The sequence below is a fragment of the Stenotrophomonas sp. YJH_SMC_14-1 genome (assembly GCF_059372275.1).
Window position 1 is genome coordinate 78810 of the sequence record NZ_JCAFVK010000010.1, and the last position, 22872, is coordinate 101681.

Genomic DNA, 22872 nt, shown 5'->3' on the forward strand with positions numbered 1-22872 from the left:
ACCGTTACGGCGCCCCGCCCTCGGCCTTGCGCACGAACGCTTCAAACAACGCCAGCGTCTGCTCGCTCACATGGTGCTCGATGCCCTCGGCATCGCGCCGCGCGGTATCCGCGTCCACGCCCAGCGCCAGCAGGAAACGCTCCACGGTCTGATGACGCTGGCGGCTGGCATGGGCCAGCGCCTCGCCTTCCGGGGTCAGGAACACGCCGCGGTACGGCCGCTGCACCACCCAGCCATCGCGGGCCAGGCGCCGCAGCATCTTCGCCACGGTGGGCTGGGCCACGCCCAGGCGGGTGGCGATGTCGACCTGGCGGGCCTCGCCGCCGTCGGCCAGCAGGTCCGAGATCAGCTCGACATAGTCCTCCACCAGCTCCATCCGGTGCGCCTCGCGCACTTGCCGGAAGCTCTCGACCTGGCGCTCGGCCTCGATCAAGGGGGTGCTTTTCAGCGATGTCGAATCGTCGGTCTTGCCCACGCCTGCGCCTGTCCTTCCGGGGTGATCCGGTGTTGAACCTGAATTCTGGACCAGTAACGTGATAAAGACGATTGTTTCACATTGCTAATGACTATAGCAGGAGCTATATTCGGACCCATGAACACCCTGGCACCCCGCGACCCTTCGGCCTCCACTCCGGCCAGCCTGGGTGCGCTCAACGCCTCGGTGGCGGTGCCCGACAAGGGCCATTGGTGGTTCCGCCTGCTGGCCTTCCTCGGCCCGGGCTACATGATCTCTGTCGGCTACATGGACCCGGGTAACTGGGCCACCGACCTCGCCGGCGGTTCGCGCTTCGGCTACCTGCTGCTGTCGGTCATCCTCATCTCCAACCTGATGGCGGTGATCCTGCAGGCGCTTTCGGCGCGGCTGGGCATCGCCACCGGCGTGGACCTGGCGCAGGCCTGCCGCGCGCGCTACCCGAAACCGGTGAACCTGGCGCTGTGGGCGCTGTGCGAGGCGGCGATCATCGCCTGCGACCTGGCCGAGGTGATCGGCACCGCGATCGCACTGAAACTGCTGTTCGATCTGCCGCTGCTGTGGGGCGCGGTGATCACCGCCCTCGACACGCTGCTGGTACTGCTGCTGATGAACCGCGGCTTCCGGGCGCTGGAAGCCTTCGTGATCGCGCTGCTGATGGTGATCTTCGGCTGCTTCATGGTGCAGATCGCGCTGGCCGCACCGCCGGTGATGGACGTGCTGGGCGGATTCATTCCGCGCGCGCAGGTAGTGACCGATCCGCACGCGCTGTATATCGCGATCGGCATCATTGGTGCCACGGTGATGCCACACAACCTGTACCTGCATTCGTCCATCGTGCAGACCCGCGCCTACCCGCGCACCGATGAGGGCCGTCGCAGCGCGCTGCGCTGGGCGGTGACCGACAGCACCCTCGCGCTGACCCTGGCACTGTTCATCAACGCCAGCATCCTGATCCTGGCGGCGGCGGTGTTCCATGCCAATGGCCGTTTCGACGTGGAAGACATCGAGCAGGCCCACCAGCTGCTGGCGCCAATGCTGGGCGTGGGCGCGGCGGCGACGTTGTTCGCAGTGGCCCTGCTGGCGTCGGGCCTGAATTCGACAGTGACCGCCACGCTGGCCGGCCAGATCGTGATGGAAGGTTTCCTGCACCTGCGACTGCCGCCGTGGCTGCGGCGGCTGATCACGCGCGCACTGGCAATCATTCCGGTGGTGGTGGTGATCATGCTGTTCGGCGACCAAGGCGCGGTAAAGCTGCTGGTGCTGAGCCAGGTGGTGCTGTCGATGCAGCTGCCGTTCGCGATCATCCCGCTGGTGCGGATCGTAACCGACAAGGTGACGATGGGCGCCTTGGTCGCACCGCGCTGGCTGGGCGCGATCGCCTGGGTGATCGCGCTGGTGATCGTGGGGTTGAACGCGAAGCTGCTGGTCGACACCTTCAGCGGCGGGTAATGCCAGATCCAGGGGTTGGACCCAGTAGATCCACGCCATGCGTGGATGCCTTTACACGATGCGGGGCCAGAGCCCTTGCCTCTGGCAAGGGATCCGCCCCCGCCATCTCCACGCTACAGATGCAACGCGATCGCGGCCTCGATCTGTTGCGGCGACTGGAATCCGGCCAGGCGCGTACGTTCGTCACCGTCACGGAACAGCGACAGCGTCGGCGTCTGCCGCAGCCCCAGCTCCCTGAAGAACGCCTCACCCAGCACTTCCAGCTGCACGCGCAGCAGGGTCGTGCCCTGCCCCGCCACGCTGTTGGCCACCCGGTGCAACGACATCTCCAGCATCCGGCACCCCGGGCACTGGCCCTTGTGGAAATCCACCAGCACCCGCGGGTGCTCGGCCAGCAGCTGATGGAACTGCTCAGGCGTGGTGGCGTCGATGATCTGCATCGGTGTTGCTCCAATAGTGGGCCAGGACCGCGTCGGTCCAGGCCTCGATGGCCCCCGCATGGCGTTGACCATGCGGCATCTGTTCGATTTCCAGCGGCGGATAGTCGCTGCGGAAGTAGCGGATCAGGCGGTGCACGGCGCCGCAGTAGTACTCCTGCCCCCACTGCGTTTCGCCGGTGCCGAACACCGCCAGCTGCCGCGGCCGCTCGCCGCGCTCGGCGATGCCGGCCACCCATGCCTTCATCTCCGACGGCGTGCGGCCGGCGTTGTCGGTCCAGCAGCCCAGCAGCACCAGGTCGGCCTCATCGGCCGCCAGCGGCGGCGCCTGGCGCAGGTCGTCAGCCTCCTGCCAGTGAACCGCATGGCCGGAAGCGCGGCAGCGCTCGGCAATCTGCCGGCCAAGTTCGCGGGTATTGCCGCTCAACGAGGCGACCACCACCAGGATGCTCAGCGCGGCGCCGGGCTCACAGGTCGTCGAAGCCGTTGTCGACGTTGGTCTTCTTGTAACTTGCATTGCGCATCTCGAAGAAGTCGGTCTTGGTTTCGGTGAAGTTGTCGGCGTAGGCCTTGATCCACGGCATCACGTTGTCGGTGGTGTCGCTGTACAGGCGTTCGATGCCGAGCATGCCGGCCATCTTGTTGGCGCGGTACTTCACGTAGCGCACCATCTCGTCCACGTCGATGCCGTCGATACCATCCAGCACCTCCGACGACCACTGCGTCTCCAGCTCGATGGCATGCTCGAACGATTGGTGTACGTAGGCGGTCAGCTCATTGGTCTGCAGCTCCGGGTTCTCGCCGATGATGGCGCGGATCAGCTCGCTGATGAATTTGGTATGCGCCAGCTCGTCGCGGTTGATGAAGCTGATGATCTTGCCGGTGCCGTTCATGCGGTTCTGCCGCACCATGTTGTAGAAGTACGCGAACCCGGAATAGAAATTGATGCCCTCCAGGATGGACGACTGGATCAACGACTTGAGCAGGGTCTCGGCGGTCTTCTCGCGCATGAAATCGTCATACGCCCCCATGATCGGCGCATTGCGCCTGATGATGGTCGGGTGGGTGCGGGCGATCTCGAAGATGCGGTTCTGGTTCGGCAGGTCGGTGATCGAGGCCAGCACGTAGCTGTAGCTCTCGTTGTGGATCACTTCCTGCTGCCCGATGATCGCCGCATTGGCGTGCGCGGCCGGGTCGGTGATGTACTCCGCGACGTTGTAGATGAAGCGCGTCTGCGGTGAATCCAGCGTGGCGAGCAGGCCGATGATCGAGTCGTAGGCGTTCTTCTCGCGTGCGTTCAGCTCGCCGTACTGGCGGGCGTCCAGCTTCATGTCGACCTCGTCGGGAATCCAGAAGTTGGTGGACAGCTCCTTGTAGGCCCGATAGAACGACGGGTACGGGATGTCGTTCCAGTTGAGGATGCCGCTGGTCTGGCCGTTGATGATGCCGGTGCTGCGGTTGGGATGGCGAGGTTCGAGGATCTTGATGCGGTCGAGGTCAGTTGCCATGGTTTTCTGCCTTCGTTCTCTTTCTATCGTGTTGCCGGCCAGCGGCCGGCACTACCGAAGATCGCGGGGTTGCCGGCCAGCGGACGGCACTACCATTGATCAGCTGGAGCACCACTCGCATTCGCTGATGTCGATGTCGTTGGAGCGCACGTAGTAGGTGGTCTTCAGGCCTTCGCGCCAGGCGCTCAGGTGCAGCTCCAGCAACGTGCTGGCGCGGATGGTGCTGGGCACGTACAGGTTGAAGCTGATCGACTGGTCGACATGGCGCTGGCGGCGCGCGTTCTGGCGCACGCTGGCGAACTGGTCGACCTTGTAGGCCCCCTTCTCGTAGTACGGCCAGGTTTCCAGCGACAGTCCCGGCGCCGCCACCGGCCGCCGGAAGTCCTTCTTTTCCTCGTAGTAGAACGCGCTGTAGATCGGGTCGATCGAGGCCGTGGAGCCTGCAATCTGCGCGGTGCTCATGTTCGGCGCCACCGCCAGCAGCCAGCCGTTGCGCAGGCCGTGCGTGGCCACCTCGTGGGCCAGGCTGTCCCACGCGGCGCCACTGTAGTCGCGGTCACGGAAGTAACGCCCGTTGTGCCAGTCACTACCCGCGAACATCGGGTAGCTGCCCTTCTCCTTCGCCAGCTGCGCGCTGGCCTGGATGGTCAGGAAATTGATGCGTTCGTAGAGCCGGTCGGCCAACGCCTCGGCATCCGGTGATTCCCATTGGATTGCCTGCTGCGCCAGCAGGTGGTGCCAACCGAACGTGCCCAGGCCGATGGCGCGATACTTGCGATTGGTGATCGTGGCCTGCGGCACCGGCAACGCATTGAGGTCGATCACGTTGTCGAGCATGCGCACCTGGATCGGGATCAGGCGCTCCAGTACATCGGTGGCCAGCAGGTCATCCGGTGCGCCGATCGCCCGGCCGAGGTTGATCGAGGACAGGTTGCAGACCACGAAATCACCGGCACGGCGTGTGGTGACGATCTGGTCGCCGCTGACGATCTCCTGGATCATCCGCGTCGGGCTCATGTTCTGCAGGATCTCGGTGCACAGGTTGCTGGAATAGATCATGCCCGCGTGCTTGTTCGGGTTCCGGCGGTTGACCTCGTCGCGGTAGAACAGGAACGGGTTGCCTGTTTCCAGCTGGCTGAGCATGATCCGCTTGAACAGATCGATGGCCTTCACCGTGCGGCGGCTGATGCGCTCGTCGGCCACCAGTTCGGCGTAGCGGTCGCGGAAGCTGCCCGCGCCGCGCTTCTCGTCGTAGAAGTCCTGCAGGTACCAGCCCTTGGCCTGCTTCACCTCGTGCGGGTCGAACAGGTACCAGTCGGCGCGGCGCTCCACCGCCTCCATGAACAGGTCGGGCACGCACACCGAGGTGAACACATCGTGCGCGCGCAGGCGCTGGTCGCCGTTGTTGAGGCGCAGGTCCATGAACGCTTCGATGTCGCGGTGCCAGATGTCCAGGTACACCGCCACCGCGCCCTTGCGCTGGCCAAGCTGGTCGACCGACACCGCGGTGTTGTTGAGCTGCTTGATCCACGGCACCACGCCGCCAGAGGAATTGGCCACGCCACGGATCGGTGCGCCACTGCTGCGCACATAGCCCAGGTAGGCGCCAACGCCGCCGCCATGCTTGGACACACGGGCGATATCGGTGTTGGAGTCATAGATGCCCTGCAGGCTGTCATCCACCGTGTCGATGAAGCAACTGGACAGTTGCCCACCCACCTTGCCGGCATTGGCCAACGTTGGTGTGGCGACCGTCATGTACAGGTTGGACAGCGCCCAGTACGCCTCGCCGACCAGCTGCATGCGCCGCTCACGCGGTTTTTCTTCCTGCATGAGGTACAGCGCGATGGTCAGCCAACGCTCCTGCGGCAGCTCGTAGACCTCGCGGCTGCGATCGCTGGCCAGATAGCGCGTGGCCAGCAGGTACAGGCCGTTGTAGGCGAACAGTCGGTCGCGCTCCGGATCGATCATCTCGCCGGCCTGCTGCAGCTCTTCCTTCGAATAGCAGCGCAGGATGTCGTTGCTGTAGATCCCGCGGTCGGCCAGGCTTTCCTGCAGGCCCACATACGAGCCGTACTTCAGGCCGACGTCGTAGAAGCGGTTGCGGCTGGCGCGCTTGTACAGGCGGCGCAGGTAGATGCGCGCGGCAAACTGTTCCCACTCGGGTGCGACCAGGTCCACCCGCGACTCGGCCTCGCGGATCAGCAGATCGACCAGGTCATCGGCGCTGATGCTGGGCTTGCGCTCGACCATCGCCTGCACCACGCGGCGGTAGTCGCTCACGTCCAGCTGCGGGAACTCGGCATGCACGGCGTCGATGCTGCGCTGCAGGCGTTCGGCCTCGAACGGCAGGCGGCGGTTGCCGGCCTCCTTGGTGATCCAGGTCGGCACGCGCTCGCCACCGGCGCGCAAGGCGTCGCCAGCGCCGGCCAGATCGGCCACGCGGAAGGTACTGTCGGTCATGGTGGTGAAACTCCAGGCTCGCGCGCGCGTTGGCGGTCGATGCCATGGCGGCCCTGAACGCGATACCGGCGCACGGGGCGAACGGGTGGATTGCCAGGGCACGGGAACGTAGGTCGTCGGCATCTGCCTGCGCCTGCGGCCGGTATCCGGGCCGTGGGGGCGACCTGCGTCCGCACTATGGCGGCCGCGTCGACACGGCAAGCCTCAGGGCGGGCCGCGGGACGTTTGCTGCATGTCCGGCGGCGGCGGCTGACCGGGAGTGACCGCCACAACATAGTGGGGATATCCGAACTCGTCAACACAAGATGCGGTAATCAACACATGTCGCGACGATCAGTCGCAGGATGCCGTGTTGCACCTGCGGCGCCTTGTCGACAGCGCCTGCGTCCCCAGTTCGGTACAACATCAACTTTCCCCGGAACACCGCCCATGCGCGCTGCCCAGTACCCCTCCTTCGGCGATCCGGCCGACGTCCTTGCCATCGCCGACGCCGCCCTGCCCGAGCCCGGCCCCGGCGAGGTGCGCATCCGCACCGTGCTGGCCTCGATCCACAACCACGACCTGCTGACCGTGCGCGGCCTGTACGGCTACAAGCCGACCCTGCCGGCGATCGGTGGCAGTGAAGCACTGGGCGTGATCGATGCACTCGGCGATGGCGTCGACGGCCTTCAGGTCGGCCAGCGGGTGGCCGCTGCCTCGGTGCACGGCACTTGGGCCGAAGCGTTCATTGCACCGGCACGCATGGTGATTCCGATGCCGGAAGCGATCCCGGACGAAATGGCCGCGCAGCTGATTGCCATGCCGCTGAGCGCGTTGATGCTGCTGGAGTTCCTGCACGTCGAGCCGGGCCAGTGGATCGTTCAGAACACCGCCAACGGCGCGGTGGGCAAGTCGCTGGCGATGCTGGCGCGGGCGCGTGGCGTGCATGTGGCCAACCTGGTGCGCAATGCCGATGCGGTCGCGCAGCTGCAGGCGCTGGGCATCGATCACGTATTCGACACCTCGCTGGACGGCTGGAAGGATCGCGTGCGTGAGGCGACCGGCGAAGCACAGGCTGCGGCCGCGGTGGATTCCATCGGCGGCGACGCCAGCGGTGACCTGGTCGACCTGCTCGGCCACCACGGCACGCTGGTGTCGTTCGGAGTGATGAGCGGCGAACCGATGCGCATTCCCGCGGGCGGACTGATCTACAAGGAAGCCACGGTGAAGGGTTTCTGGGGCAGCAAGGTCAGCCAGGCGATGGCGGTGGAGGACAAGCGCCGGCTGGTCGGCGAACTGCTGAAGCGTGCGGCGAGCGGCGAACTGACCCTGCCGGTGGAGCAGATCTTCGCACTGGACGACATCGCCCAGGCAGCGAAGGCTGGCGCCGGTTCGGGCCGTAACGGCAAGGTGCTGCTGCGGCCTTGATGCCTCAGCGGATGGCGCTGTCCCGGTGGTGGCGCAGTCCCGGTAGTGGCGCAGTCCCGGTAGAGTCGACTGTCAGTCGACTCTCGCGCGTAGCGCGGGGGGATGAGGCTTCTTTCCACAGGGAAAGGGCTCTGCCCCTGCAGGGTGTGCGGACCAACGGTCCGCACCCACCAAAGATCGGTCCCGCACCCACCGAGTGGGTCTGCTCCAACGGAGGCACCGACTTTCGTTAAGAACCCGTGATGTATAACTGAATGCGCTTTCGTCATTGGAAGGCGCACGTGCCTGCGTGCGGTACTGACGGCTCCTCCCCCGTTCGGCGTTGTCGCTTCCATGTACCGTACCACCCTGAACCTGCTTGCCGGCGCGATCGCGCTGGGCCTCACCGCCGGCGCTGCCGGCGCCGCTGAAACCGCCGATACCGGCAAGGACAGCACCACCTTGGGCGCCGTGCTGGTGACCGGCTCTAACATCAAGCGCAGCGATACCGCCGGGCCGAACCCGGTGCAGATCGTCAGCCGCGAACAGATCGAGCAGACCGGCCGCTCCACCCTCACCGACGTGCTGCGCAACCTGTCGGCCAATGCCGGCAACAGCTTCGACGAGCAGTACACCGGCAGTTTCGCCGCCGGCTCGGCCTCGATCGGCCTGCGTGGCCTGTCCCCGAAGAACACGCTGGTGCTGGTCAACGGCTACCGCGTCTCCAACTTCGGTTTCGCGCTCAACACCCAGGACACCTTCGTCGACCTCAATGCGCTGCCGATCAGCGCGGTCGAACGCATCGAAGTGCTGAAGGATGGCGCCTCGGCGGTGTACGGTTCCGATGCCATCGCCGGCGTCATCAACATCATCCTGCGAAAGAACTTCCAGGGCGTGGAAGTCGGCGGCGGCTTCGGTACCGCCACCCAGGGCGGCCTGAACGAGCGCAAGGCCAACCTGCTGGCCGGCTTCGGTGATCTCGAACAGCAGGGCTGGAACGTGCTGTTCGGGTTGGACCTGCTCAAGCGTGGTCGCCTCGACGCCGACCAGCGTGCCTACACCCGCAGCGGCGATTTCCGCGACAAGCCCGGCGGTCGCCTGGCCGGTTGGTCCACCGCCGGTGGCAACTGGCTGTCCAACCCGCGCGCACCGCAACCGTTCGCCAACTGCCCGGATGGCAGCCAGCTGCGCCCGTACAGCGATTTCGGCAGCACCCTGCCCGGCCAGGCCTGCGCCTTCAACGCCCAGCCGTTCAAGACCCTGCAGCCCGGCGCCGAGCGCCTGCAGGCGTCGTTGAGCGCGACCTACCGCTTCAACGACAGCGTCGAGGCGTTCGCCGATGTGCTGTACAGCCACAACAAGGCCGACCAGATCTTCAGCGCGCCGCTGACCGTCGGCCCGGGCCTGCGTGCCTACAACCCGGCCACCGGCACCCTGATCGACGTGCCGGCGGTGCTGCCGGTCGGCCACCCGAACAACCCGGGCAGCGCGCCGCTGCCGTTCGAGTACACCTTCTTCGATCTCGGCCCGCGCCTGAAGGACAACACCCAGGTGTTCTACCGTGCGCTGGCCGGCGTGCGCGGCAGCGGCGAGCGATGGGACTGGGAAGTGGCGGCGCTGACCTCGCAGAGCGCGCAGCGCGAATACGTCGACAACTTCGTCAACCGCTACGCGTTCGAGCAGATCCTGCGCGATGGCAGTTACAACTTCCTCAACCCGTCCGCCACGCCGGGGGCACTGGATGCACTGCGCCTGCAGACCAAGCGTCCGGGCTGGTACAAGCTGCATTCGTTGAACGTGAAGGCCTCGACCTCGCTGTGGGAGCTGCCGGCCGGTGCGGTCGGCTTCGCCTGGGGTGCCGAGTTCCGCAAGGAATCACTGGACGCGCGCACCAGTGCGCAGGTGCTGTCGGGCACCGAACTGCGCCCGGCCATCAACGTGGTCAACGGCGAGCGCCAGGTCAGCGCCGCCTACGCCGAACTGAGCGTGCCGCTGCACCGCACGCTGGAGCTGCAGGTGGCCGGTCGTGGCGATCACTATGACGACTTCGGCAACGCGTTCTCGCCGAAGGTGGCGCTGCGCTGGCAGCCGCTGGACAGCCTGCTGCTGCGTGGTTCGTTCTCGCGTGGCTTCCGTGCACCGTCGCTGCCGGAGATCGCGCCGGGCCAGACCGTCAGCTACGGCTCGGTGATCGATCCGCTGGATCCGTTGCAGCCCGGTGGCAGCCGTGGCGTCACCAACATCCGCACCGGCAATCCGGACCTGAAGGCCGAACGCTCGCGCAACTTCAACGTGGGCGCGGTGTGGTCGCCCGATGGCGATACCAGCATCGGCCTGGACTGGTACCGCATCGAGCAGGACAACCTGGTCAAGCCGGACAGCGCACAGTTCATCGTCGACAACCCGACACTGTTCCCCGGACGCGTGCAGCGTGATGCACAGGGGCGCATCCAGTTCATCACCAACCAGTACGCCAACCAGGGCGAGCTGACCACCTCGGGTCTGGACCTGGAAGCCAACCGCACCTTCCGCACCGAGGGCTGGGGCAACTTCACCGTGGCCGGCAGCTGGACCCACCTGCTCAGCTTCAAGCAGCCGCTGGTGGCCGGCCAGGCACCGTATGAAGGGGCCGGCAACAACCGCCACGGCGCACTGCCGCGCACCCGCGGCACCACGTCGTTGAACTGGGCAGTGGGCGACTGGAGCAGCACGCTGAGCCTGCAGTACGTGAGCGGCTATGACCAGCGTGTGGCGACAGCGACCAGCAACCCGGGCCTGCGCGACCGCATCAAGCCTCATCACCAGCTGGACCTGTACGTGGCCTACGAAGGGATTCCCAACACCACGCTGTCGCTGTCGGTGCTGAACCTGACCGACAAGGACCCGCCGTTCGACCCGGCCGGTGGCTCCAACGGTTTCGACATCAGCCAGTACAACCTGCGCGGGCAGTTCGTCTCGCTGGGGGCGCGCTACCGGTTCTGATGGTCGCTGTAGAGCCGAGCCATGCTCGGCTGCTCTTCCGGCATCACGCAGCCGAGCGTGGGCTCGGCTCTACAGGGTGTGCGGACCAACGGTCCGCACCCACCGCATCACCGGCTCAGGTGCAGGAACTGCAGGTGCCGTTCGTACTGGCTGATGATGTCGTTGATGATCTGCTTGCGGCTGTAGCCGACCAGGTCGTAATCCTGGCTGCCTTCGAACAGGTGCACCTCGGCGCGGTAGTAGCGCTGGTTGCGCAGCTGCTGCGCGGCGAACGACGGGGTCAGGTAGCCGCTGAGGATCACCCGGTACAGGAAGTCCTGCTGCTCGCCATGGTTGACCGTCAGCTCCATGTCGCCCGCTTCGAAGCGCGTCGCCACATCCCAGCCCTGCCCACGCAGCTGCTCGGCCACCGCCTCCATCGCCGGCTTCACCGTGTCATCCATGAAGCGGTAGACCTGGTCGCGTACCGGGAAGTGCATGGCCTGGCTCAGGCGCTGGCGCCAGCCCTGGTGGTGGCGATCGTCTCCGATCAACGGCGACGGCCGGTACTGCAGCGCGCGCTTGCGGTGCGACTCGTCACTGAAGGCGCGGGTCAGCCCCCACATCATCAACAACAGGATCGCCGAGAACGGCAGCGACGCCAGCACCACCGCAGATTTGAGCGCATCGATGCTCCCAGCCAGCAGCAGCCCGGCGGTCAGTACGGCGATCACCGTGCCCCAGAACACACGCAGCCAACGCGGACCATCATCCTCCGGTGCACCGCCATGCGAGGACAGCGTGGACAACACCACCGCCCCCGAGTCGGCCGAGGTCACAAAGAAAATGAAGCTGACCAGCACCGTCACCGCGATCACCGTGCGGCTCCACGGGTAGCCATCCAGCAGTGCATACAGCACCGTCGGTGGATCATCCACCGCCAGCTGCGCCAACTGCTGCTGGCCGTGGTGCAGCACCTGGTCCAGCGCGCTGTTGCCGAAGATCGACAGCCAGGCCAGGGTGAAGCCCAGCGGGATCAGCAGCACGCCGAACACGAATTCGCGGATGGTGCGGCCACGCGAGATGCGCGCGATGAACAGGCCGACGAACGGCGCCCAGCCGATCCACCAGGCCCAGTAGAACACCGTCCAGCCACCCAGCCATTCCGGCCGGCCGCCATAGGCGTACACATCGAAACTCTTGCCGACCACGCTGCCCAGGTAGTCGCCCAGGTTCTGCATCAACGTGCTGAGCAGGTACTGGGTGGGGCCGGCGCACAGCATGAACAGCACCAGCGCGATCGCCAGCAGCATGTTGATGTTGGCCATCCAGCGCACGCCCTTCTCCACGCCGGAGACGGCCACGGCCACCGCCGCGCCCATCATGCTGACCACCAGGATGATCTGCACCAGATTGGAGTGCGGGATGTTGAACAGGTGCGACAGGCCGGCGTTGAGGTGCAGCACGCCGAAGCCCATGTCCGCACCGATGCCGAACACGGTGGCGACGATGCCCAGCGCATCCACGGTGTAGCCGATCGGGCCATTGATGCGCTTGCCGATCAACGGGTACAGCGCCGAACGCAGCGCCAGCGGCAGGTTGTGGCGGTAGGCGAAGTAGGCCATCGCCATCGCCGCCAGCGCGAACACGCCCCAGCCATGCAGGCCCCAATGGAGGAACAGCAGCTGCATGGCCTGGCGCGCACCGGCCTCGCCCGCAGCCGGATCGCCCTGCGGCGGCTGCAGGTAGTGGGTCAGCGGTTCGGAAACGCAGAAGAAGAACAGCGTGATGCTGATGCCCGCCGCGAACAGCATGCCGGCCCAGGAAAGGTAGCTGAACTCCGGCTCGTCATGGTCGGCGCCGAGCTTGATGCCACCGTACTTGGACAGCGCCACGCCGACCACGAACACCAGGTAGAGGGTCATGGCCAGCAGATAGTACCAGCCGACGTTGAGGGCGGCCCAGTCCTGTGCCTTGAGCAGAAGGCGGCCCGCGCCGAGCGGGAACAGGCTGACGAACAGCGCGAACGCCACGACAACGATCGCCGCGAAGGCGAACACAGGCCGAAGGGTGCGCACCGGGGATTGTTGCGGCTCCAGTACTTCCATGGGGCGGCGTTCTCCGGTAGATCAATGGGTTAGCCGACCGATTCTGGCTGAACCGCAGTGGACAGAGCATGAAGTTGCGGCCTGTGGTCGCAGGCCCGTCCGCTCATTCCGTGGTATCACGCGCGCGCTGCGACGCACCCTTGCTTGCGCGGGCCGCGCGCACCGCCTGCGGCGCGGCCACGCGCATCCTGTCCGATCACGACATTACATGCACCGCACACAGCTTGTTGCCATCCGGGTCACGCAGATAGGCCAGGAACACCTGCCGACCGGACATGTTGCGGACGCCGGGCGGATCTTCGATGGCGGTACCACCGTGAGCCACTCCAGCTTCCTGCCAGGCACGCACGGCCTCTGCACTGCCCAGACTGAAACCGATGGTGCCACCGTTGGCATGGCACGCTGGCTGCCCATCGATCGGCGCGGTTACACCGAACATCCGTCCATCCTTGAAGTACAGCAGCCGTCCCTTCTCGTCGAATACGCCCGCACGCGCGGCCATCGCAGCGAACAGGGCGTCGTAGAAGCGACGCGCGGCATCCATGTCGTTCGTTCCTACGGTGATGTGGCTGAACATGCGGGCACTCCATGTGGAAAACCGCAGTGTCGATGAGCGCGGGCGACTTCGCAAATCGCTGCATCATCGCCGCCCCGCTCGCGACCGGGCGTGCTGCTACTTAGCGGTGCTGAGCAGCAGTACCGCCGCCGTGACCAGGGCGATGCCAACCCAGCCGATCGGCCGCAGGCGGTTACCGAACAACAGGCGGCCGCAGGTGGCGGTGCCGATCACGCCGATCGCCCCCCACATCGCATAGGCCGTGGCCAGATCCATGTAGCGTACGGCCTGGCCCAGCAGGGCGAAGGCGATCCAGACCATGACGATCGCACCGACGCCCCAGCGCCAGCGGCGGAAGCCCTCCGACTTGGCCACCATCATGTTGGCGGCGACGTCGATCAGCGCCGAACAGATCACGAAAAACAGGGCCAGGGTGTTCATCAGTGTGCCTCCCCGAGAGTGACGCAGACGATGCCGACCACCGCCAGCACCAGGCCGGCCAGCTGCTGCAGCGACAGGCTTTCACCGAAGACGGTGAGGCCGACCACGGTCAGCAGGGTCAGGCCCAGGCCTTCCCATACCGCGTAGGCCACGCCCACCGCGATGCGGCGCACCGACTGCGCCAGGAAGAAATAGGACAGCGCCAGCGCGCCGGCCATGACCAGATAGCCGGTCCAGCCGCCATCGCGGGCGGCGTGGGCCATGAACGAGGTGCCGACCACTTCGGCGACGATCGCCACGGTCAGGCAGGCCCAGGCGACCAGCGCGCCACGGGCGGGAACAGTACGGGACATGTGAAGCTCCTTGCAGGGCGGGGACCACGCCGCCTCATCAATGGATCCACGCCGAGCGTGGAGGATCCGGAACGCCCAGCAGACAGGGGCGACGGCGACTAGTATCATCGCCTTTTACGGTGGGATCAAAATGGATTCCATCGACAGGAGCGATGGATAAATGCCCTACTCCCCTGAATCCCTGCAGGCCTTCGTGGAAGCCGCGGCGCTGGGCTCGTTCTCGGCCGCCGCGCGACGGCTGCGCAAGACCCAGTCGACGGTCAGTACCGCCATTGCCCACCTGGAAACCGACCTGGGCGTGAGCCTGTTCGATCGCAGCGGGCGCTACCCCCAGCTGACCGAGGCCGGGCGCCAGGTGCTGGGGCACGCGCAGGAGATCCTGGCTGCCGATGCACGCCTGCAACAGTTGAGCGTGCGCCTGGCCGCACCGGTCGAAGCGCGACTGACCGTGGTGTTCTCCGATGTCTACCAGCTTGATCCCGAACAGCGGATCCTGCAGCGCTTCTCCGAGGCGTTCCCGGAGATCGAACTGGAATGGCTGGATGCCGAGGGCGAGGACGTGCTGGAACTGGTGAGCAACGGACGCGCCGCGCTCGGGCTGCTGCCACGGCAGGAACACTATCCAGATGGCCTGATGGCCCGGCCGCTGGCCCATCACAGCGAACTGTCGGTATACGTGGCGCGCGAACATCCGCTGGCCAGCGCCGGGCGTCGCGCCGCCGCACAACTGGCGCGGCATCGGCAGGTGCGCCTGAGCGCGGAAGTCGATCAGTCCCGCGTGGTCACCGGCCTGGCCTGGACCGCCACCGACTACCTGATGGTGATGGAGATGGCCGAGGACGGCATCGGCTGGGCCGAACTGCCCCGCGCGCTGGTGCAACGCTACGACCGCGGGCAACTGGTGGAACTGACGCTGCCCGGGTGGCCGCGGCGCATCCACAGCGACCTGCTGTGGCGCCGCGACACGCCGCCCGGACCGGCCGCACTGTGGTGGGCCGACGCGCTTGGATGAGGTAGTGCCGGGCGCTGGCCGGCAATCCCAGTGTCCCGTGGTTGCCGGCCAGCGGCCGGCACTACCGATCAACGATGGGCGAGCGCGTAATCCAGCGCCGAGCACACCGCCGCCACCTGTGCGTCGTTGCACTGCTGTGGCGTCGCCCGCGGGCTGTCCGGGTAGACCTCGGTGGTGGTGGTGTACTTGGCGCCGGTAATGCCGGCGCACAGGCCCAGCTTCACCAGCGGGTACTCGATCACGCCATGGGCCACCACCAGCGAACCGATGATCTCGCCCTTGTCGTCGGCCGGCGCGATATGGGTGACCTTCTCCACCGCGGCGATGACCGCCTGCTGGAAGGCCGGTTGTGGGTTCCCGCTGTCGTCCACCAGGTAGAACCCATCGGGAATCCGGCCCGGCTCGAACGGCTTGCCGTCACGCGCGGCCAGCGCCGGGCGGAACTCGCTCTCGTCGCTGTCTGTGGTTTCGTGCAGGTCGATGTGCAGCACGAACTGGCCCCTGTACGGCGCGATCAGTTCGATGACGGCGGTCGATTCGCGGGCCGGGCCGTCGGCCCGGAAGTTGCGGTTCGGGTCGATCGCATCGAAGTTCCAGCGGTTGATGCGCTCGAAGCCCCACGGATTCACGCACGGCGCCACCAGCAGGTTGGCCTTGCCGGCATAGTCGGCGGCGTGCTTTTCGAGGAACTCCAGCGCGCCCACCACGCCGCTGGTCTCATAGCCGTGCACGCCACCGGTGACCAGCGCGGCCGGCAGCGCCGGGTTCCAGTCGCGGCTGCGCAGGGCCAACAAGGTGTACGTCTCGCCCGCGTAGTCGAGCTGGCCGTAGGCCACCTTGTCAAAGCGCGAAGCCAACGCCTCGATGCGCGGCAGCACCTCTTCGTCATAGCGACGCAGGCGCTGCTGGCGGCCACGCCACGCCTCCCGCTCCGCCGCTCCCCACGGCTGGCCAGGGGTTCCGACGGGGTAGAAAGCAGCTTGGGACATGGCGGATCTCAGCGGGTCAGGAAGCAATCGCCCACTCTACCACCGGGGCATCGGCATGAACCGGAGGCGCATTTCAATAGCGAATGGGATCAGCAATAATTCTCATTTACGACCTTCCACAACCCGCACCGATGCCCATCCACGCCCTGCAACCGGCCCGCCTGCCCCTGGCTGCCGCCCTCGCCCTGTGCCTGCTCCCGGCCACCCGCGTCCTCGCCCAGGACAGCGCCACCACGCTGGACAGCATCCAGGTTTCCGGCAGCTGGCTGGGCACCGGCCTGCATGACAGCGTCAAGAGCTTCGCCGGCGCGCGCACGGTGGTCGACCGCCAGCGCATCGAGGCCAGCGGCGCGGCCAGCATCGGCGATGCCATGCGCCGCATCCCCGGCGTGCAGGTCACCGACAACTCCGGCACGGCCGGCAGCTCGGTCTCGCTGAACATCGGCGTGCGCGGCCTGACCGGGCGCTACTCGCCACGCTCGACCGTACTGCTGGACGGCGTGCCGCTGGCGGTGGCGCCGTATGGCCAGCCACAGCTGTCGTTCGCACCGACCAGCCTGTCCAACATCGAATCGATCGACGTGGTGCGCGGCGGCGGCGCGGTGCGCTACGGCCCACAGAACGTGGGCGGCATCATCAACTTCAGCACCCGCGCCATTCCGACCGGCGCGGGCCTGCACGGCGAAGCGGGTGTGCGCTACAGCGCCTACGACCATGGCGGCGGTGTCAGCACCCAGTACAACGCCTTCCTCGGCGGCACCGGCGGCAACGGCCTCGGCGCGGCGCTGCTCTACTCCGGCCAGGACGGGCGTGGCTGGCGCCAGGGCAGCGATGACCGCTTCAACGACCTCGCGCTGAAGTTCGCCTACGCCATCGACGAACAGCAGGAGCTGCGTGCCAAGCTGTCCTACTACGACGTACGCTCGCTGACGCCGGGCGGCCTGACCCGTGCGCAGTACGAGGCCGATCCGTTCCAGAACACCCGCCCCACCGATTTCTGGAAGGGCCACCGCACCGGCATCGACCTGGGCTACACCAACACGCTGTCGGCCAACAGCGAGTTCGAGGTGCTGGCCTATTACAACGAAAGCAGCCGCGCCAGCTCGCTGATCAACGCCGCCAACACCCAGCTGACCGTGCAGCCGCGTGACTACCGCGTGCTCGGCATCGAGCCGCGCTACACCCAGCGCCTGCACTGGGGCGCCAGCGTGCACGACATCACCGCCGGCTACCGCTTCCTGCGCGAACGTGGCAACGACCGCAGCTACACCGTCACCCGCCGCACCGGCGTGGCCAGCGCCACCAACCGCTTCGACAACGCCACCGACGCCCACGCGTTCTACATCGACGACCGCATTGCGATCGGCCAGTGGCGGATCACCCCGGGCGTGCGCATGGAATGGATCGACATGGACCGCCGCCAGGCCGGTGGCACGGCGACCTTCAGCAGCCGCAACGACAAGGCCCTGCCCTCGCTCAACATCGCCTACCTGCTGACCCCGCAGCTGACCGTGTTCGGCAACTACACCACCTCGTTCGGGCCGGTGCAGAACATCCAGCTGAATTCGCAGACCGCCAGCAATCCGCTGAACCCGGAAGTTGCAAAGACCACCGAACTCGGTGCGCGCTGGCAGGACGGGGCACTGCGCGCGGAAGTAACCGTGTTCAAGATGCGCTTCGACAACCAGATCCTGCAGGTGCCGGGGATCACTCCGCCGACTTTCCAGAACATCGGCGCCACCGATCACAAGGGTGTGGAGAGCGCACTGGAATACCGCTTCGCCGAGGACAGCGCGCTGGCCGGGCTGGAGCTGTACGCCAACTACACCTGGACCAAGGCGATCCAGCAGTCCGGCGACAACCGTGGCCTGGACGTGCCCTTCTACGCGCGCGACACCGACAGCGTCGGCGCCCGCTACGCACTGGCCGGCTGGACCTTCAATGTCTCCAGCACCCACCAGAGCAGCCAGTACGCCGACGCCGCCAACACCTGGGCCGAGAGCGCCGATGCGCGCGTGGGCCGCGTGCCGGGTGTTCGCCTGTGGAACGCGCAGGTGGCCTGGCAGGTGCCGGGACTGGGTGACAGCGAGATCGCGCTGGGCGTGAACAACCTGGCCGACAAGCGCTGGTACACCCGCAACGTCGATGGCAACGCCGGCCGCATGGTGGCCGCGCCGCGCACCTTCTACGTGCAGGGCCGCTACCGCTTCTGAAGCGGTAATCGCCCGATGCAGTGACGGTGGCGATCACGGTGGCGGCGTATCATGCCGCCACCATGTCACTGCCTGTTTCGCCATCGCGCCTGCACTCAGCTTTCCAGGGCCTGCGCCTGCGGCTGCGCGGCAGTGATCTGTGGTTCATCGCGCTTGCCCTGCTGGTCGGCCTGATCGCCGGCTACCTGACCCTGCTGCAGTCCGGCATCGCACGTTGGTTGCAGGGCACGCTGTATGGGCTGGACGAAGGCATGCGCCTGAGCTCCCTGCCCTCGCTGACCTGGACCGCGCTGCTGGTGCTGCCACTGGGCGGGCTGCTGGTCGGCCTGGTCAGCCTTGCGGCGACGCGGCTTAAGCGCCCCCTGCTCGATGCGGTCGAAGCCAATGCCCTGCACGGCGGCCGCATGTCGATGCGCGACAACCTGATCGTGCTGACCCAGACCCTGCTGTCCAACGGCTGCGGCGCGTCGGTCGGGCTGGAGGCCTCGTATACGCAGATGGGCGCGGGCAGCGGCTCGCAGCTGGGCCGGGTGATGCGCCTGCGTCGCAACGACGTGCGCATCCTGGTCGGTGCCGGTGCCGCCGGTGCCATCGCCGCCGCCTTCGGTGCGCCATTGGCTGGTGCGTTCTATGCCTTCGAGATCGTCATCGGCGCCTACACCCCGGCCGCACTGGCACCGGTGGCCGTCGCCGCGCTGGCCGGTGCGTTCGTGGCCGACCAGGCTGGCATCGAGGCCTACCTGCTGCCCGCTGCCTCTACCATCGACGTGCGCGCCGCCGACTACGCCATTTACGGCCTGCTCGGCTGCTGCTGCGCGATGGTCGGCATTGTCATCATGCGCCTGATCGCTTCGATCGAAGGCACGGTCAAGCGCAGTCCATTGCCGCTGTGGGGTCGCCCGGTGGTGGGCGGCCTGCTGCTGATCCCTCTGGCCCTGGCCAGCCCGCAGGTGCTCTCGTCCGGCCATGGCGCGCTGCACCTGGACCTGACTACCCACCTGCCGTTGATCTGGATCGGCGGCCTGCTGACCCTGAAGTGCCTGGCCTCCGGCATCTCTCTCGGGTTTGGTTTCCGTGGCGGCCTGTTCTTCGCCTCGCTGTTCATGGGCACCCTGGTCGGCGCCCTGTTCGCCGGCCTGCTGGCGATGGCCACCGGCGTGCCGGTGGTCGACGCCACGTCCGCCGCGCTGGCCGGCATGGCAGCGCTGGCCGCGGCGGTGGTCGGCGCGCCGATGACCATGGCCATGCTGGTGCTGGAAGGCACCCACGACTTCCTGCTGACCAGCGTGGTGATGAGTGCGGTGCTGGTGTCCAGCACGCTGGTGCGGCAGTGGTTCGGCTATTCGTTCTCGACCTGGCGCATGCACCTGCGCGGCGAGACCATCAAGAGCGCCCGCGACGTCGGCTGGGTGCAGAACCTCAACGCCGGCCGGCTGATGCGCAAGGGCGTGGCCACCGCGCCGGCCGATCTCGATGCCGCCGCGTTCCGCCAGCGCTTCCCGCTGGGTTCGGGCAGCCGGGTGATCCTGATCGACAGCGAAGGCCACTACGCCGGCATCGTGCAGATTCCGCGCGTCTACGGCGACGGCGTGAAGCCGGAGACCACGATTGGCGAGCTGGCCGAGAACCGAGATGTGTCGCTGCCGCCAGCGGCGGACGTGGTCAGCGTGATGCAGCGCTTCGACCAGACCCAGGCCGACGAACTGGCCGTGGTCGCCGCCGACGGCCAGGTGCTGGGCGTGGTCTCTGAAGCCTTCGTACGCAAGCGCTACGCCGAGGAACTGGACAAGCGCCAGCGCGAACTGATGGGCGAGCGCGTCGAGGACACCGACTGATCCCGCAAAAAGGGGACGGAGGGGATTAAGTCGTTTCTGGCACCTGACTAACCACGCGTGGCGTGGACCGCTGGAAATCCACGCGTGGCGTGGATCTACTGTCACCATGACCGGGTAGACTCCGGCCATGCGCTTCATTGAGACCTTCCAGGCCGGTCCCTTCGCCGACACCGTGGTGAGCCTGCTGGCCGCCTTCGTGCTGGGCACGCTGATCGGCGCCGAGCGCCAGTACCGGCAACGCACCGCCGGCCTGCGCACCAACGTGCTGGTCGCCGTCGGCGCCGCGGCCTTCGTCGACCTGGGCATGCGCATCGCCGGCAGCGCCGAGGCGGTGCGGGTGATCTCCTACGTGGTCTCCGGCGTCGGCTTCCTAGGTGCCGGCGTGATCATGAAGGAAGGCATGAACGTTCGCGGCCTCAACACCGCCGCCACCCTGTGGTGCTCGGCGGCGGTGGGCAGCTGCACCGGCGCGGACATGCTGGCCGAAGGCGTGCTGCTGACCGTGCTGATCATCGCCGGCAACACCCTGCTGCGGCCGCTGGTCAATGCGATCAACCGCATCCCGATCAACGAGGCCGCCACCGAAGCCACCTACGAAGTGCGCCTGAGCGTGGATGCCGAAGCCGTGCCGCGGGTGCGCGAGCGCCTCGTCGATGCGCTGGAGGCTGCGCAGTATCCGGTCGGCGACGTGCAGGTGGTCGAGCATGCCGATGCACCCACCGATGTGATCGCGGTGCTGGTCAGTACCGCCGTGAGTGCCGATGAGCTGGATGTGGTGCTGGCGCGGATGGAACACGTGCCGGGCGTGCTGCACGCCACCTGGGAAGTCAGCACCCGCGATTGATTCATCCACGCATGGCGTGGATCTACCGAGGTCGCGGTGAAGTAGATCCACGCCATGCGTGGATGCTTCTCTCACCCACCCGCCATGCGCTGCTGTGCGCGCAGCAGCTTGCGGAATGAACCGCACTGCCGCGCGTCCTGCGCTTCTGGGCAGGCCGCCGCGCGCTGCAGGTGCCGGCGCACCCGCTGCAACTGGGTGATCTGCCGCTGGAGCACATCGGCCTGTGCCAGCAGCGCCTCACGGTCCAGCGAGATACATCCATCCTGCGGCGGCAGCGACAACCCGATCTGCTGCAGCGACAACCCGGCCGCCTGGCCAAGACCGATCAGCGCCAGCCGTTCCAGCACGCGCTCGTCGTACTGCCGGCGCAGGCCGCGACGGCCCAGTGTCTGCAGCAGCCCAAGCTGTTCGTAGTAGCGCAGGGTCGAGGCCGGCACGCCACTGCGCTTGACCACCTCGCCGATATCCAGTTCACGCACGGGCTTGACCTCAAGTGACCTTCAAGCGTCAACCTATGGGCGACTTCCCCGCAAGGCAAGACCATGACCAGTACATCCCCCGTTGATCAGAACGCGCTGTGGAACGGCCCCGGCGGTCAGATCTGGGTTGCGCAGCAGGCCATCCTCGACGGCCTGTTCCAACCCCTGGCCGACCTGCTGGTCGACGAACTGCCCGACACCGTCACGCAACTGCTGGATGTAGGCTGCGGGACCGGTGCCAGCCTGCTGGCCTCAGCCGCCGCACGCCCGTCGGCGCACTGCACCGGCCTGGACATCTCCGCGCCGATGCTGGCGCTGGCCCGTCAACGCGCCGAGGCGGCAGGACTGGACGCAGACTTCATCGTCGCCGACGCACAGCAGCATCCGCTGCCCACCGCGCACTTCGACTGGATCCAATCGCGGCTGGGTGTGATGTTCTTCGAAGACAGCCAGGCCGCCTTCGCCAACCTGCACCGTGCCGCGCGACCGGGTGCCGGCCTGCGTTTCATCGCCTGGCGCAGCGCAGCGGAGAACCCGTTCATGACAACGGCCGAGCGCGCCATCGGCGATGCACTGGATCTTCCGCCCCGCGCGCCCGGCGCACCGGGCCAGTTCGCCTTTGCCGATGGCGAGCGTGTGCGGCACCTGCTGCAGGCCGCCGGCTGGAAGGACGTGGAGGTTGTTGCGGTCGACCTGCCCTGCTCGCTCGCCCGCGAAGGCCTGCCGACCTACGTCGGCCAGCTGGGCCCACTGGGCCTGGCGCTGCGCGCGATGCCGGAAGACCGGGCCACCTCGCTCCGGAACAAGGCGGTAGCGGCATTCACCCCGTTCATCGAGGGCGACCGCGTACGCGTGGATGCCGCCTGCTGGCTGGTCCGCGCCCGCGCCTAGGAAAAGGGGACGGAGGGGATTAAGTCGCTCTTGCCCCAAGTGTGCCGGAAACGACTTAATCCCCTCCGTCCCCTTTTCCCTACAGCGCCTCGCCGGCGTCGGCCAGGCGCGATTCTATCAGCGCATACCACTGCTGCAGCACGTCGATCAGCATGTCCAGCTCGGCGTCGGTACGCTGTGCGCGGCCACTGCGCAGGCAGGCCTGGGCTTCCTGCAGCTGGGCCAGGAACCCGGCCACGGTGTCTGCCTGCAGGATCAGCCCCGGCAGACGCCGCCCGGGAATGCGTACCACGGCATGGTTGCCGAGCTGGCCGTACACGCTGAGTGTGGTTTCCGTCTTCATGGAAAGAGGCAGGAATTGAGCGTTCATCGCGTGCACCATGGGAAACCTGAGCCGCCGGCAGGCGTGGTCAACGGGGGAGACGTAACCACGTCCTGCCGACGGTCAGGGGGGACTCGGGATACCGGGGCA

Annotated in this window: 20 protein-coding genes; 8 read left to right on the forward strand and 12 right to left on the reverse strand. The window is 66.9% G+C overall.

Translation table 11 applies throughout. The annotated features are described in order from the left end of the window. Positions 1–4 precede the first annotated feature (4 nt). A complete protein-coding gene (gene mntR, locus AC5P9P_RS18090; RefSeq protein ID WP_005413716.1) occupies positions 5–475 on the reverse strand; it encodes a manganese-binding transcriptional regulator MntR in 471 nt (156 codons plus the stop codon). Positions 476–592: 117 nt separating this feature from the next. On the opposite strand from mntR, the gene AC5P9P_RS18095 reads away from it, so the two are divergent. After that, positions 593–1924, forward strand: a complete 1332-nt coding sequence (locus tag AC5P9P_RS18095; protein ID WP_495233000.1) for an Nramp family divalent metal transporter — start codon at positions 593–595, stop codon at positions 1922–1924. A 113-nt stretch (positions 1925–2037) separates the two neighbouring features. Here the strand turns inward: AC5P9P_RS18095 and AC5P9P_RS18100 are convergent, their stop codons facing one another. From AC5P9P_RS18100 to AC5P9P_RS18115, 4 genes are all read right to left on the reverse strand, one after another. Beyond that, positions 2038–2364: a thioredoxin family protein gene (locus tag AC5P9P_RS18100; RefSeq protein ID WP_049403991.1), complete on the reverse strand. Its 327-nt coding sequence runs from the start codon at positions 2362–2364 to the stop codon at positions 2038–2040. Further along, positions 2336–2803, reverse strand: a complete 468-nt coding sequence (locus AC5P9P_RS18105) for a flavodoxin (protein WP_080356471.1) — start codon at positions 2801–2803, stop codon at positions 2336–2338. Before AC5P9P_RS18105 ends, AC5P9P_RS18100 begins: the two co-directional genes overlap by 29 nt. Before the next feature lie 25 nt (positions 2804–2828). After that, positions 2829–3869 carry a ribonucleotide-diphosphate reductase subunit beta gene (locus AC5P9P_RS18110; RefSeq protein WP_049403992.1) on the reverse strand — a complete coding sequence of 347 codons (1041 nt, stop codon included), beginning with the start codon at positions 3867–3869 and terminating at the stop codon, positions 2829–2831. 99 nt (positions 3870–3968) lie between these two features. Continuing rightward, entirely contained in the window at positions 3969–6332 is a 2364-nt protein-coding gene (locus tag AC5P9P_RS18115) for a ribonucleoside-diphosphate reductase subunit alpha (protein ID WP_049403994.1), read from the reverse strand. Between the two features lie 429 nt (positions 6333–6761). On the opposite strand from AC5P9P_RS18115, the gene AC5P9P_RS18120 reads away from it, so the two are divergent. Continuing rightward, positions 6762–7739: a zinc-binding dehydrogenase gene (locus AC5P9P_RS18120; RefSeq protein WP_049403996.1), complete on the forward strand. Its 978-nt coding sequence runs from the start codon at positions 6762–6764 to the stop codon at positions 7737–7739. 333 nt (positions 7740–8072) lie between these two features. Next, complete coding sequence (locus tag AC5P9P_RS18125; RefSeq protein ID WP_495233001.1) at positions 8073–10700, forward strand: TonB-dependent receptor; 2628 nt, start codon at positions 8073–8075, stop codon at positions 10698–10700. A gap of 107 nt (positions 10701–10807) precedes the next feature. Here AC5P9P_RS18125 and betT read toward each other — a convergent pair whose 3' ends face one another. The 4 genes from betT to AC5P9P_RS18145 all read right to left on the reverse strand — a co-directional run bounded on the left by betT (position 10808) and on the right by AC5P9P_RS18145 (position 14137). Beyond that, on the reverse strand, positions 10808–12787 hold the full coding sequence (gene betT / locus AC5P9P_RS18130) for a choline BCCT transporter BetT (protein WP_180882532.1): 1980 nt from the start codon (positions 12785–12787) through the stop codon (positions 10808–10810). A gap of 196 nt (positions 12788–12983) precedes the next feature. Next, positions 12984–13364 carry a VOC family protein gene (locus AC5P9P_RS18135; protein ID WP_021204273.1) on the reverse strand — a complete coding sequence of 127 codons (381 nt, stop codon included), beginning with the start codon at positions 13362–13364 and terminating at the stop codon, positions 12984–12986. A 96-nt stretch (positions 13365–13460) separates the two neighbouring features. Next, on the reverse strand, positions 13461–13784 hold the full coding sequence (locus AC5P9P_RS18140; protein WP_049432057.1) for a DMT family transporter: 324 nt from the start codon (positions 13782–13784) through the stop codon (positions 13461–13463). After that, a complete protein-coding gene (locus tag AC5P9P_RS18145; RefSeq protein WP_005409979.1) occupies positions 13784–14137 on the reverse strand; it encodes an SMR family transporter in 354 nt (117 codons plus the stop codon). Before AC5P9P_RS18145 ends, AC5P9P_RS18140 begins: the two co-directional genes overlap by 1 nt. A 160-nt stretch (positions 14138–14297) precedes the next feature. Between AC5P9P_RS18145 and AC5P9P_RS18150 the strand changes: the two genes are divergently transcribed. After that, the gene (locus AC5P9P_RS18150) at positions 14298–15149 is read left to right on the forward strand and encodes a LysR family transcriptional regulator (RefSeq protein ID WP_111108725.1); all 852 of its coding nucleotides are present in this window, start codon (positions 14298–14300) and stop codon (positions 15147–15149) included. A gap of 68 nt (positions 15150–15217) precedes the next feature. On the opposite strand, the gene AC5P9P_RS18155 is transcribed toward AC5P9P_RS18150, so the two are convergent. Further along, positions 15218–16138 carry a M14 family metallopeptidase gene (locus AC5P9P_RS18155; RefSeq protein WP_495233002.1) on the reverse strand — a complete coding sequence of 307 codons (921 nt, stop codon included), beginning with the start codon at positions 16136–16138 and terminating at the stop codon, positions 15218–15220. A gap of 131 nt (positions 16139–16269) precedes the next feature. On the opposite strand from AC5P9P_RS18155, the gene AC5P9P_RS18160 reads away from it, so the two are divergent. From AC5P9P_RS18160 to AC5P9P_RS18170, 3 genes are all read left to right on the forward strand, one after another. Continuing rightward, on the forward strand, positions 16270–18351 hold the full coding sequence (locus tag AC5P9P_RS18160) for a TonB-dependent receptor family protein (protein WP_495233003.1): 2082 nt from the start codon (positions 16270–16272) through the stop codon (positions 18349–18351). Positions 18352–18413: 62 nt separating this feature from the next. Further along, entirely contained in the window at positions 18414–20186 is a 1773-nt protein-coding gene (locus AC5P9P_RS18165) for a chloride channel protein (protein ID WP_012480538.1), read from the forward strand. 127 nt (positions 20187–20313) lie between these two features. Beyond that, complete coding sequence (locus AC5P9P_RS18170) at positions 20314–21030, forward strand: MgtC/SapB family protein (protein WP_005409984.1); 717 nt, start codon at positions 20314–20316, stop codon at positions 21028–21030. Between the two features lie 71 nt (positions 21031–21101). Here AC5P9P_RS18170 and AC5P9P_RS18175 read toward each other — a convergent pair whose 3' ends face one another. Further along, positions 21102–21509, reverse strand: coding sequence for a MerR family transcriptional regulator (locus AC5P9P_RS18175; RefSeq protein WP_049404010.1), 408 nt, complete (start codon positions 21507–21509; stop codon positions 21102–21104). 63 nt (positions 21510–21572) lie between these two features. Between AC5P9P_RS18175 and AC5P9P_RS18180 the strand changes: the two genes are divergently transcribed. Beyond that, positions 21573–22400: a class I SAM-dependent methyltransferase gene (locus AC5P9P_RS18180; RefSeq protein WP_049453435.1), complete on the forward strand. Its 828-nt coding sequence runs from the start codon at positions 21573–21575 to the stop codon at positions 22398–22400. Between the two features lie 79 nt (positions 22401–22479). On the opposite strand, the gene AC5P9P_RS18185 is transcribed toward AC5P9P_RS18180, so the two are convergent. Continuing rightward, positions 22480–22770 (reverse strand): DUF6959 family protein, encoded by a 291-nt coding sequence (locus AC5P9P_RS18185; RefSeq protein WP_019659952.1) that lies wholly within the window; start codon positions 22768–22770, stop codon positions 22480–22482. Positions 22771–22872 lie beyond the last annotated feature (102 nt).

What these genes read in the sequence shown, in the direction of transcription:
- AC5P9P_RS18095 (WP_495233000.1), top strand. Translation starts at nt 593, where the DNA reads ATGAACACCCTGGCACCCCGCGACCCTTCGGCCTCCACTCCGGCCAGC.
- AC5P9P_RS18100 (WP_049403991.1), bottom strand. Translation starts at nt 2,364, where the DNA reads ATGCAGATCATCGACGCCACCACGCCTGAGCAGTTCCATCAGCTGCTG.
- AC5P9P_RS18110 (WP_049403992.1), bottom strand. Translation starts at nt 3,869, where the DNA reads ATGGCAACTGACCTCGACCGCATCAAGATCCTCGAACCTCGCCATCCC.
- AC5P9P_RS18115 (WP_049403994.1), bottom strand. Translation starts at nt 6,332, where the DNA reads ATGACCGACAGTACCTTCCGCGTGGCCGATCTGGCCGGCGCTGGCGAC.
- AC5P9P_RS18120 (WP_049403996.1), top strand. Translation starts at nt 6,762, where the DNA reads ATGCGCGCTGCCCAGTACCCCTCCTTCGGCGATCCGGCCGACGTCCTT.
- AC5P9P_RS18125 (WP_495233001.1), top strand. Translation starts at nt 8,073, where the DNA reads ATGTACCGTACCACCCTGAACCTGCTTGCCGGCGCGATCGCGCTGGGC.
- betT (WP_180882532.1), bottom strand. Translation starts at nt 12,787, where the DNA reads ATGGAAGTACTGGAGCCGCAACAATCCCCGGTGCGCACCCTTCGGCCT.
- AC5P9P_RS18135 (WP_021204273.1), bottom strand. Translation starts at nt 13,364, where the DNA reads ATGTTCAGCCACATCACCGTAGGAACGAACGACATGGATGCCGCGCGT.
- AC5P9P_RS18140 (WP_049432057.1), bottom strand. Translation starts at nt 13,784, where the DNA reads ATGAACACCCTGGCCCTGTTTTTCGTGATCTGTTCGGCGCTGATCGAC.
- AC5P9P_RS18145 (WP_005409979.1), bottom strand. Translation starts at nt 14,137, where the DNA reads ATGTCCCGTACTGTTCCCGCCCGTGGCGCGCTGGTCGCCTGGGCCTGC.
- AC5P9P_RS18150 (WP_111108725.1), top strand. Translation starts at nt 14,298, where the DNA reads ATGCCCTACTCCCCTGAATCCCTGCAGGCCTTCGTGGAAGCCGCGGCG.
- AC5P9P_RS18155 (WP_495233002.1), bottom strand. Translation starts at nt 16,138, where the DNA reads ATGTCCCAAGCTGCTTTCTACCCCGTCGGAACCCCTGGCCAGCCGTGG.
- AC5P9P_RS18160 (WP_495233003.1), top strand. Translation starts at nt 16,270, where the DNA reads ATGCCCATCCACGCCCTGCAACCGGCCCGCCTGCCCCTGGCTGCCGCC.
- AC5P9P_RS18165 (WP_012480538.1), top strand. Translation starts at nt 18,414, where the DNA reads ATGTCACTGCCTGTTTCGCCATCGCGCCTGCACTCAGCTTTCCAGGGC.
- AC5P9P_RS18170 (WP_005409984.1), top strand. Translation starts at nt 20,314, where the DNA reads ATGCGCTTCATTGAGACCTTCCAGGCCGGTCCCTTCGCCGACACCGTG.
- AC5P9P_RS18180 (WP_049453435.1), top strand. Translation starts at nt 21,573, where the DNA reads ATGACCAGTACATCCCCCGTTGATCAGAACGCGCTGTGGAACGGCCCC.
- AC5P9P_RS18185 (WP_019659952.1), bottom strand. Translation starts at nt 22,770, where the DNA reads ATGAACGCTCAATTCCTGCCTCTTTCCATGAAGACGGAAACCACACTC.